This window comes from Ferruginibacter sp., assembly GCF_031430955.1.
Taxonomy (GTDB): domain Bacteria; phylum Bacteroidota; class Bacteroidia; order Chitinophagales; family Chitinophagaceae; genus Ferruginibacter.
On sequence record NZ_JANPCM010000071.1, the window covers coordinates 1 to 3,869 of the forward strand.

Genomic DNA, 3,869 nt, shown 5'->3' on the forward strand with positions numbered 1-3,869 from the left:
TTGGGGTTTTTAATAAGTGGTATTTCCAATACTGATGATTACGATTGGATATTGATGGATATCACAGGTCGCAACCCAAATGATGTGTTTACAAATGCTTCGTTACAAGTTTCTTTAAACACATATGGTACACTTGGAGGCGCTGGTGCCCCATTTCCAAATTCCCCAACGGGATGTATACCTTCCGGAGTAGGTAATGTTCATTGTCAGGGCGATGCAGCCACAAATTCTCCGTTTAACCGTATGCCCACCATCATTTCGGGGCATGAATATTTACTGATGGTTACCAACTGGACAATCGGGAGCACACAAGGTTATGATTTAGCTTTTGTCGGTGGTAGCGCCAGCATTACCGATCCTAAAGAACCACATTTGCAAAACTCCCGAGCAATTTGTGATGGTACACAAGCTGTAATAACAACCAACAAAAGAATGAAGTGTGTATCGCTTTCTGCAAATGGTTCAGAGTTTACCATTACTCCTGCTGTTGCAAATGTTATTGCAGCAACTGGTTTTGGCTGTTCTAACGGGTTTGATATGGATTCAGTAATCCTTACGCTCAGTAATCCTCTGCCACCGGGTAATTATACCATCACTATAAAAAATGGCAGCGATGCAAACACTTTAAAAGATAATTGCGACAGATTAATACCGGCAGGAGAAAATGTATCGATGATTGTTTATCCGCAATTCCCTACGCCAATGGATAGCCTGAGTAAAGTTTTGTGTGCACCAGACGAATTGCAACTCGATTTCAGTAACCAGCTAAGGTATATCAGATGCAGCAGCATTGCTGCTGATGGCAGCGATTTTAAAGTCAATATGATCTCAGGTACTTCGCCAGTTACAGTAATTGGTGCATCAGGAACTTGTTCTGCTGATGGGTTAACACCAGTTATTAAAGTAAAATTATCTGCACCCATTCAAACAAAAGGGGTTTATCAGATAAGGTTGCAAACAGGAAGTGATGGCAATACAATTATTAATGAATGCGGACAGGAAACCCCTGCCGGCGCTGCCTTAACTTTTTCTACAAAAGATACAGTGAATGCCGATTTTACTTACAATATTCTTTTGGGTTGTAAAAAAGATACCATCAATTATTTTCATGATGGCAGCAACGAAGTGAATTTATGGAAATGGAATTTTGATAATATTCGCAACAGCACATTGCAAAATCCCTCGATGGTGTATGCAATATTTGGGCAAAAAACGGCGCAGTTAATTGTATCCAACGGTGTGTGCAGGGATACTTCTGCAATAAAAAATATTTTGTTAGATAATGATTTAAAAGCAGCTTTTGAAGCAACAGCAGTGGTTTGCCCTGGCGATTTGGCAAGTTTTAAAGATAACAGTATTGGAAATATTTTAATGTGGAAATGGGATTTTGGAAACAATAACACCAGTAACTTACAGCAGCCACCGCAGCAAAGTTATCCTTATACAAATATTATTAAAGATGTACCGGTGCAATTAATTGTAACAAATAATATTGGCTGCAGCGATACTGCAACACAAAAAATAAAAGTAGTAGGCAATTGTTATATTGCTGTACCCAATGCATTTACGCCCAATAACGATGGCCTTAATGATTATCTCTATCCATTAAATGCATATAAAGCAAAAGATTTAATTTTCAGAGTATATAACCGCTTTGGCCAAATCCTTTTTCAAACAACCAACTGGACAAATAAATGGGATGGTACTTTTAAAGGCCAGGGTGCTGATGCAGGTACTTATGTTTGGATATTGCAATACACCCACATTGATACTGGTAACAGGGTGGAGCAAAAGGGAACAACTGTTCTCATCCGGTAAATATTTACAACAACTTTATTTATAGCTTTTACAAAATTGAAAAATATATTTTTGTTATAACAATTATTTTTCAACCCAATTTATTTTTTCAAATTCCGCCGAAGTAAAAATATTTTCTTAATTTACTCCAAATAATTTCAAAACTAACTGCTATGTCCACTTCTTTATTCCGAAAGAAATCTATTACAACCATTTTAAAAGACGCTGAAGCCGGCTTTGGTGATGGGGATCACATTTCTTTAAAAAAAGTTTTAGGTGTACGTGACCTTACTTTTTTTGGTGTAGCTGCAGTAATTGGTGCAGGGGTTTTCAGCAGTATTGGTAAAGCCAGTTACGATGGTGGGCCGGGTGTAGTTTATCTGTATATTTTTACTGCTGTTGCCTGTGGTTTTGCTGCATTGTGTTATGCAGAGTTTGCAAGTACAGTTCCTGTTAGTGGAAGTGCTTATACTTATTCGTATGTTGCCTTCGGCGAAATTTTTGCCTGGATCATAGGATGGGATTTATTAATGGAATATGCCATTGGAAATATTGCAGTTGCCATTAGCTGGAGCGATTATTTTACCAACCTTATGGATAAAGCCGGCATGCATGTGGCCAACTGGCTTAGTATGGATTATGTAACGGCACATAGTGGTTTTAATGAAATAAGTGCAATGCTTGCAAAAGGAGAAACATTGCAATCACTTGCAGGCAATCCCGATAATGCAAGTATGATTTCCTCTTACAGTGCATGGACAAATGCGCCTGTACTTGGGGGCTTGCACCTGATAATGGACTTGCCGGCATTTTGTATTGTTACCCTAATAACGGCGGTAGTTTTTGTAGGTATAAAAGAAAGCAGGGCCATGAGCAATGTTATGGTCATTATAAAACTCTGCGTTATATTTTTAGTAATTGTATTAGGGGCTTATTATGTTCATCCCGAAAACTGGACACCCTTTACACCTAATGGATTTAGTGGTGTATTAAAAGGTGTTTCTGCTGTGTTCTTTGCTTATATTGGATTTGATGCTATTTCAACAACGGCGGAAGAATGTAAAAATCCGCAAAAAGATTTGCCCAGAGCAATGATCTATTCTTTAATTATCTGTACCATTTTATATGTTCTTTTAGCATTGGTACTCACCGGCATGGTATCTTATAAACAATTAAATGTAGGCGATCCTTTAGCATTGGTTTTTGAACAAAGAGGCATGCACTGGATAGCAGGCATTGTGGCAGTAAGTGCTATTATAGCAACAGCCAGTGTACTGCTTGTTTTTCAAATGGGGCAACCTCGTATATGGATGAGTATGAGCCGTGACGGATTGCTGCCAAAGATTTTTTCTAAACTTCACCCTAAATTCAAAACTCCATCCTTCTCCACTATATTAACTGGTTTATTGGTTGCTGTACCAGCATTATTTTTAAATTTATCAACGGTACTTTCGTTAACAAGTATAGGTACATTATTCGCATTTGTTTTAGTTTGCGGTGGAATATTGGTATTAGATAAAATGCCCAATAAACCGGCATCTAAATTTCGTGTGCCTTACGTAAATGGAAAGTTTATTGTACCTGCCATGTTTATTTTTGCTGTTATTATTATCATATACAATGTAGATGGCTATTTTAAAAGTATTGCAACTTTAGAAACATCACCTATGTTGCTATTTTGGATTGTTACAACTGTTGTTACAGTGTATACATTTATAAAGAATTTTTCTCTCATCCCTGTACTTGGCTTAATAAGTTGTTTTTATTTAATGGCGCAAGAAACACATTTGGTATGGATACGTTTTTTAGCCTGGCTAATAATTGGTTTGGTCATTTACTTCTTTTACAGTTATAGTAACAGTAAGCTATCGCCAAAAAATATTGCAGAAAAAGAAGCCCGTGAAAATTCAGGAAATAACCTGCAGAAATAAATTCATAATAAGGTTTGTTTAAATTAAATACGGAAGCCAAAACCTTCCGTATTTTTGTGCCATGAAATACGAAGTTGGCGATAAAATTACCGTACTGCTTACCAATGAAGATGGTAAGGTGGTGGAAATAATGAATGAAAG

At 37.2% G+C, this 3,869-nt stretch carries 2 protein-coding genes; both read left to right on the forward strand.

The annotated features are described in order from the left end of the window. Nucleotides 1-1,818 (forward strand): T9SS type B sorting domain-containing protein (locus ACY65O_RS02035; protein ID WP_462219185.1); only part of this gene is annotated, 1,818 nt, incomplete at its 5' end. A 152-nt stretch (nt 1,819-1,970) separates the two neighbouring features. Then, nucleotides 1,971-3,728, forward strand: coding sequence for an amino acid permease (locus ACY65O_RS02040; protein WP_462219186.1), 1,758 nt, complete (start codon nt 1,971-1,973; stop codon nt 3,726-3,728). Nucleotides 3,729-3,869 lie beyond the last annotated feature (141 nt).